6 protein-coding genes and 1 pseudogene are annotated in these 7281 nt (G+C 68.5%); 2 read left to right on the plus strand and 5 right to left on the minus strand.

The window, feature by feature from the left end; translation table 11 throughout:
• Positions 1-65: 65 nt before the first annotated feature.
• The 3 genes from Q4F73_RS07890 to Q4F73_RS07900 form a co-directional block, all read right to left on the minus strand.
• Positions 66-1940 (minus strand): cation-translocating P-type ATPase, encoded by a 1875-nt coding sequence (locus tag Q4F73_RS07890; protein ID WP_303358807.1) that lies wholly within the window; start codon positions 1938-1940, stop codon positions 66-68.
• Between the two features lie 162 nt (positions 1941-2102).
• Positions 2103-2333: a heavy-metal-associated domain-containing protein gene (locus tag Q4F73_RS07895; RefSeq protein ID WP_303358808.1), complete on the minus strand. Its 231-nt coding sequence runs from the start codon at positions 2331-2333 to the stop codon at positions 2103-2105.
• A gap of 105 nt (positions 2334-2438) precedes the next feature.
• Positions 2439-3179 carry a Crp/Fnr family transcriptional regulator gene (locus Q4F73_RS07900; RefSeq protein WP_303358809.1) on the minus strand — a complete coding sequence of 247 codons (741 nt, stop codon included), beginning with the start codon at positions 3177-3179 and terminating at the stop codon, positions 2439-2441.
• A 58-nt stretch (positions 3180-3237) separates the two neighbouring features.
• On the opposite strand from Q4F73_RS07900, the gene Q4F73_RS07905 reads away from it, so the two are divergent.
• The gene (locus Q4F73_RS07905; RefSeq protein WP_303358810.1) at positions 3238-4044 is read left to right on the plus strand and encodes a VOC family protein; all 807 of its coding nucleotides are present in this window, start codon (positions 3238-3240) and stop codon (positions 4042-4044) included.
• Positions 4045-4051: 7 nt separating this feature from the next.
• Here the strand turns inward: Q4F73_RS07905 and Q4F73_RS07910 are convergent, their stop codons facing one another.
• The gene (locus Q4F73_RS07910; protein WP_303358811.1) at positions 4052-5404 is read right to left on the minus strand and encodes a YdiU family protein; all 1353 of its coding nucleotides are present in this window, start codon (positions 5402-5404) and stop codon (positions 4052-4054) included.
• A gap of 56 nt (positions 5405-5460) precedes the next feature.
• On the opposite strand from Q4F73_RS07910, the gene Q4F73_RS07915 reads away from it, so the two are divergent.
• Complete coding sequence (locus Q4F73_RS07915; protein WP_303358812.1) at positions 5461-6720, plus strand: multidrug effflux MFS transporter; 1260 nt, start codon at positions 5461-5463, stop codon at positions 6718-6720.
• On the opposite strand, the pseudogene Q4F73_RS07920 reads toward Q4F73_RS07915, so the two are convergent.
• Positions 6659-7281 (minus strand): annotated as a pseudogene (locus tag Q4F73_RS07920) (ATP-binding protein); the annotation flags it as partial. The gene Q4F73_RS07915 and the pseudogene Q4F73_RS07920 sit on opposite strands and share 62 nt — an antisense overlap.

The following is a 7281-nucleotide window of genomic DNA, read 5'->3' on the forward strand; positions in this document are numbered from 1 at the left end:
CCCGGTTGACCCGCGAGCCCCCGTCCGCCCCTTATCTTCAGGGGTGGACGGGGGCTCGGCATGTGTCAGGCGCTCACCGTCTCGCGGGGGGTGGCACCGACGGTCAGCGGTGCCTCCGGAGGCAGGGTGGGGCGCAGTAGCAGCATGGCGATGCCGATGACCAATAGGACCGACGCCTCGTGGACGAGCATGCCCAGCGCCATGGTCACTCCGCCGAACAGGACTCCGGCGAGCAGCAGGGCCACGGTGGCCAGTGCGATGGTGATGGTTAGCCGCATCGTGCGCACGGTGCGCTGCGCGAGCCCGACGGCGTAGGGCAGGCGGGGGAGCCGGTCGGCCATGAGGGCGATGTCGGCGGTCTCGATGGCGGCGGGGGATCCGGCCGCACCCATGGCGACGCCGATGTCGGCCTGGGCCAGGGCCGGGGTGTCGTTGACCCCGTCCCCGACCATCGCCACGGTGTGGCCGCGTTCCTGCAGGTCGCGGACAAGGTCGAGCTTGTCCTCCGGCAGCAGGCCGGCATGGACCTCGTCGACGCCCAGTTCGGCGGCGATGGCGTGGGCGACCCGCTCGGCGTCACCGGTGGCCATGATGACCCGTACTCCCTTGTCGTGCAGCGCAGAAACCGCGGCTGCCGCGTCCGGGCGGATGGTGTCCGCGACGGCGATGATGCCGATGGCGGCGCCGTCGACGCCGACGTACATGGCCGTGCGGCCGCGGTCGTTGAGTTCCAGCAGCCGGGCGGGATCCGGGGCGACCTGGAGCAGCTCGGCGGAGCCGACGGTGACGCTGCGCCGGTCGATCTCCGCGACGATGCCGCGACCGGTGACCGGGCGGGCGACGTCGACGGGTTCGACGGTCAGGCCCCGGTCCCGGGCACCGCGGACGATGGCGTCGGCCAGCGGGTGCTCGGAGGCGGTTTCGGCGCGGGCGGCGAGGGTGAGGACCTCGTCTTCGGTGAAGGCGGGGTCGAGCACGTCGACGTCGGTAAGCACGGGGCGGCCGTGGGTGAGGGTGCCGGTCTTGTCGACCACGACGGCGTCGACACGCGCCGAGGTCTCGAGGTACTCGCCACCCTTGATGAGCACGCCGTCGCGGGCGCCGCGGCCGATGCCGGCGACGATGGAGACCGGGATGGCGATGACGAGTGCGCCGGGGCAACCGATGACCAGGAGCGTCAGGGCCAGGTCGACGTCTCGGGTGAGCAGGCCGACGAGAAGGGCACCGATGATGACGCCCGGGGTGTACCAGCGGGAGAATTTCTCCAGGAAGGTCTGGGTGCGGGCTCTGTCGTCCTGGGCGTCCTCGACGCGGTGGATGATCCGGGCGAGCGTGGAGTCGGAACCGACCCGGACCGCCTCGACCCGGAGGAAACCGCTGCGCAGCCAGGTGCCGGCGTAGACCTCGTCGCCCGCGGTTTTTTCGGCGGGGACCGATTCTCCGGTCATGGTCGATTCATCGACGCCACCGTGACCGGAGACGATCACACCGTCGACGGGGATCTGCTCACCGTTTTTGACGATGACGACGTCGCCCGGGCTCAGCTCCCACACCTCGACGGTGTGGGGCTCACCGTCGCGGAGGACGGTGGCGGTGTCGGGCGCGGCGTCGACAAGATCACTGAGTGCTTTGCGGGTGCGGTTCATCGTCGCCAGCTCAAGGGCCTTACCGAGGGTGAACAGGAAGGTCACCGCGGCGGACTCCCACCAGTTCTGCAGGAACAGTGCACCGATTGCGGCGACGATGACAAGCAGATCGATGGACACGAGCCGGATGCGCAGGGCGCTGAACGCGGAGACGAGGATCGGCCAACCGGCGACCGCCGCGGCGGCGATCATGAGCAGGTCGGAGAGGAGGTAGTCGGAGGGGATGAGCAGGGAGAGGACGATGAGAAGCCCGGAGGCGATGACGACGCCCCAGGTCCTCGGCATGGCGTTCATGGGAATGCTCCTTGTGTTGTCAGTCGTGGGAGGTGGTGTCAGATCTGACGTTAGGGCGGCGGCACCGGTCGTTCCTTGACGTGGATCAAACGCCCGGAAACCCACCCTGAACACGTCGAACCCCGCCGATCCCTGCGGTGGGATCGACGGGGTGAGGGGATGCTAGACGGCAGACGGGCGGGCGGTGTAGCCGACGTCGGCGACAGCCTGCACCAGGGAACGGACGTCAACTGCCGCCGGGTCGTGGGAGACGAGGATGCGTCCTGAGGAGAACTTCACTTCGGCGTTGTCCACACCCGCCAGGGCGTTGAGCTTCCGCTCGATCTTGCTCACGCAGCTCGGGCAGGTGAACTCGTCGGAACGCAGGGTGGTGGTCTTCAGCTGGGTGGTCATGGCACTGGGATCCTTCGTGGTGAGAGGGGGGTGATGTCTTCTGACACCTCTGACCATAGGAACAGTGCGGAGTCAGTTCCTTGACCTGGATCAAAGATCAGGCGATCAGTACTCCGGAGCCAGATCCGCCAACCGAGCCAGATCCGTGAGCGCGATCCACTCCCGGCCCGAATCGATGATCCCCGCCTTCTTCAGCCGGGCCAGGACGCGGGAGGCGGACTCGACGGTCGTGCCGGACATACCCGCGATGTCGTCCCGGCGCAGGCGCACCTGGATAAGGCGCGAGCCGTCGCGGCGGGTTTGGCCGAGCCGCTCATCCAGGTGGAGGAGAGTGGCGGCGACCCGCTCCTCGACGGTGGCCGTGGCCTGGGCGATCTCACGGTTGCGGCCCTGTGCGAGGCGTTTCTGCTGTTCGCGGATGATGTTGAGACCGACGGCGGGGAAGGCGGTGACCACCTCACTCAAGGCGTCCGCCGAGAGGTAGAGCGCACACGTGGTCTCCATCGCCCAGGCGGAGTCGGTGACGGGCGCGTCCTGCGTCTGCAGCGGGCCGATGATGTCACCGGGGACGGCGATGTCGGTGGTGATCTCGCGTCCGTCGGCGGTGTCCCGGGTGATCCGGACCCGACCCGCGACGAGCAGGTAGCTGCCCTCGGTGATCTCCCCGGCCAGCAGGATGGGGTCGTCCGCGCCCCAGGACCAGGAACTGAGGTAGCCGTCGAGCTGGCGGTGCTGCTCCGGGGTGAGATCGTCCATCAGTGGTGAGCGGGCCATCGCCGCCAGTCGGACGTCGAGGGAGCACTGGTGGGGGCGGGCGCAGTTCGAACGGACGGGATTGGTGGACATGACCTCATGTTAGCCCGCGGCCCGCCGGGCCAGGCCGCGGCACCGTAGGCTGGGGCTTATGCAACGCATCGTGCCCACCATCTGGTTCGACAACAACGCCGACGAGGCCGCGTCGTTCTACACCACAGCCCTCCCCAACACGGTCATCGATACCCGCGTCACCCAGGCGGAGGAGACCCTCGCCGTCGACGTGCTTATCGACGACTACCGCATCAGCCTCCTCAACGGGGGACCGGGGTTCGGGCCCACCCCGGCGATCAGCTTCTTCCTCAACTTCCGGTCGGCGGCAGAGGTGGATGCCGTGTGGGAGAAGCTTGCCGACGGCGGCATCGTCCTCATGGCGCTGGGCGCCTATGACTTCTCGGATCGTTACGGCTGGGTGGTCGACCGTTTCGGGGTGAACTGGCAGCTCATGCTCACCGACCCCAAGCCCTTCGTGGTGCCCAACCTCATGTTCTGCGGTCCTTCCCAGGGCAAGGCGCGGGATGCCGTCAACGACTATGTGACGCTGTTCCCGGGATCGCAGGTGGCGGCGCGGGCCACCTACCCTGACTCGGGCGAGATCATGTTCTCCGAGTTCCAGATCTTCGGGGAGTGGCTGACCGCCATGGATTCAGCCGTGGAACAGCCCTTCACCTTCACCCCCGGACTGTCGCTGCAGGTCAAGGCGCGCGATCAGCAGGAAATCGATCTGTTCTGGATGGGGTTGTCCGCGGTCGACGCCGCCGAACGCTGCGGCTGGCTCGAGGACCGCTACGGGGTGAGCTGGCAGATCGTGCCGGACAACCTCGGCGAGCTGCTTCAGCGCCCCGGGGCCTACGAACACATGATGGGCATGGGCAAGCTCATCATCGACGACTTCTGACGGGGGACTAGGTTCCGCAGAAGGTGCGGAACATGTCGTCGAAACCCTCCGGCGCCGGCCCGCGGAACTCCGGGCCGTGATCGGTGAACGGGTCGGTGACCACGTCCAGCAGCCGGTGGAAGTCGCTGAGATCACCGGCTTCAGCGGAGCGCAGTGCCGCGTCGAGCAGGTGATTGCGGGGGATGTGGAAGGGGTGCTGCATCGGCTGCGGGTCGAGCGCGCGCCAGTCGGCGACCCACTCCGCGTCGGAGATGGCGTCCGGGTCGTCGTTGAGCAGGCGGTGGCTCTCGGTGAGGTCGGGGGCGTTGGTCTCCAGATGCTCGAGCCAGCGGCGGCCGATGTCGGCGTCGTCGGTGCCGAGTGTGCGCGCCAGCTCCGCGGCCTGCGCCTTCTCCCAACGCTGCGGGAAGGAGTTCATGAGTTCCTGGGCGGTCTCGACCTCGATGAGCGGGACCATGGCCTCCGCCAGCCGGGCCAGGTTCCAACCGAGGATGGGCGGCTGATTGCGGAAGGCGTAGCGGCCGTGGGTGTCGATGGAGGAGAAGAACGTCGCCGGGTCGAAGCGGTCGAGGAAGGCGCATGGCCCGTAGTCGATGGTCTCGCCCGAGAGCGTGGTGTTGTCGGTGTTCATCACCCCGTGGATGAATCCGAGGCGCATCCACGTCGCGATGGTGGCCATCTGCGCCTCCATGACGCCGACGAAGAAGTCCTCGTGGGTGTGGGCAGCGGGGTAGTGGCGCTTCCGGGCGTAGTCACACAGCCGCTCGGTCAGCTCCATGTCCCGGCTGATGAGGCGGGTGTACTGGACGGTGCCGATGCGCAGGTGGCTGCTGGCCGTGCGCACCAGCACCGCGCCGGGGACAGTGCCGGTGCGCATGATCTTGCGCCCGGTGGAGATGACGGCCAGCGCGCGGGTGGTCGGGACCCCGAGGGCGTGCATCGCCTCGGAGACGAGGTACTCGCGCAGCATGGGGCCGAGCGCTCCGCGTCCGTCGCCGCCGCGGGAAAAGGCGGTGGGGCCGGTGCCTTTGGCGTGGAGGTCGCGGCCGTCGATCTCGCCGAGCAGCAGCGCGCGGCCGTCGCCCAGGCGCGGGGAGAGCTGACCGAACTGGTGGCCCGCATAACCCATGGCGACGGTGCGGTTGCCGCCGCGGCCGAGGAGGAACTGGATGCCGTCGTCGCTACGCAACCATTCGGGGTCGAACCCGAGCTCGCGGGCGAGCGAGTCGTTGAGCACCACGATCTGCGGGTCCGGCTGCTCCTCGGCGTGGGCTGCGTGGACGAGCTCGGGGAAGGCGTCGGCGAAGCTGTGGTCGAGTGCAGGTGCATTCATGTGTCCCAGGGTACGGAAGCAGGACATGCCGGGGTAGGTTAATGGTGACAGGTACGCAAAGTGTCGAGGTATCCGGAGTAGACATGTCCACACCCCACAGGGCACTCATCCCGCCGCTCATCCTGGGCGTGCTCGCGCTCGTCTCGGCGGTCGAGCCGCTGTCGATCAACATGTACCTTTCCGGCCTCCCGCAGCTCGGCCGCGACCTCGACCTCACCCAGGCCGGCGCGCAGCTCACGCTCACCTTCTTCCTCGCCGGCATGGCGATCGGTCAGCTGGTCACCGGCCCGCTGTCTGATGCCCGCGGCCGCCGCGGCATTTTTCTCACCGGAGTGGCCCTGCTCGTGCTGGCCACCGCCGCCTCCGCGCTGGCCACCCACGCCTGGATGTTGTTCGCCGCCCGCTTCCTCATGGGTCTGGCCGGCGGCGCGGCCGTGGTCCTCGCTCGGGCGGTGGCCGGTGACCTGGCCAAGGGCCCGGAGCTGGCGCGCGTGTTCTCCCTGCTCATGCTCCTCGGCGGGGCAGCGCCGGTCATCGGCCCGATCGTCGGTGGGCTGGTGGTCGACTCCGTCGGTTGGCGCGGGGTGTTCTGGGTCCTGGTGGCGCTCAACCTGCTCACGGCCCTGGCGGTGTGGCGGTGGATTCCGGAGACTCTGCCCGCCGCGGAGCGGACAAGCGGTGGCCTGCGGCCTTTGTGGCTCGCCGTGAGCGGACTGCTCCGCGATCGCGCCTACGTCGGCTACACCCTCGCCTTTATCTTCAGCTTCGCCACGATGTTCGCCTACATCTCGGCGTCGCCGTTCATCCTGCAGGAGTACTACGGCTTCACCCCGGTGCAGTACGCGCTCATCTTCGCCACCAACACCTCGGGCATGTTCGTGGTCGCCCTGGTGAACGCGAAGCTGGTGAAAAAACTCGGCCCGCTGTACCTGGCCCGCATCGGCAACGCCGTGCTGCTCGCCGCCGCCGGCTTCCTCCTCGCGTCCGCGCTTATCGACGCCCCCCGCCCGCTCATCCTCGCCGGTCTCTTCGTCGTCGTCGCATCGATGGGCGTCAACTTCGCCAACAACTCCGCCCTGGCCATCTCCCGGGCGGGCGCGGTCACCGGCTCCGCCTCCGCATTCATGGGCTCCGGCCAGTTCGTCATGGCCGGGATGCTCTCCCCGCTGGTCGGGCTGGCGGCCGGTGCCGGCCTGTCCCAGCCCGTCGCGATGACCGCCGTCATGGTGGTCACCGCGCTCATCGCCACAGCCGGGCTGTATTCAGCTGCGCGAGTCAGGGTCAGCTCACGCGCGTCGTGCGGGAATCCGAGCGCAGGAACTCCGCCAGGTAGGGCAGCGTGAAGGCCACGCGCCCCCAGGCGGGCGCCGAGATGAGACCCCGGTCCAGCAGCTTGCCGCGGGTGTCGGTGGCCTCGTTGGGTTTCTTGCCGAGCCTCGCGGCCACCTCGCTGGAGGCGACGTCCATGTCAGTGCTGATGAGGTCCGCCATCGCCTGCAGGTAGGCCTTCTGTGCCGGTGGCACCCCCTTGAGGGAGGGTGCGTGGACCTGCGACCCCATGGTCTGGATCACCTCCTCCCGCACGGCCTCGACTTCCGTCCTGGTGATGGCGGACTCAGCCCGATTCCAGGCCAGGTATCCCACGAGCTGCACCAGGTAGGGATAGCCGCGGGCGATGTCGACGGACAGATCAGCGGCGTCGGCGTCGAAGGGTTTGGTCTCGGATGCGGTGGTGGTGAGGATGGCGCGGGCGTCGTCGTCTGTCAGCGGTCCCAGTTCGAATCGACGGGCGCGCCGCAGGAAGGTGGTGCCGGGCAGCTCAAGCAGTCGATTGATGCCGTGCGTCAGCCCGGCCATCGCCAACGCCACATGGTGATCGTCCCGGATGAGGTCCTGGTGGGTGA

It is taken from the genome of Corynebacterium sp., assembly GCF_030535495.1.
Taxonomy (GTDB): Bacteria; Actinomycetota; Actinomycetes; order Mycobacteriales; family Mycobacteriaceae; genus Corynebacterium.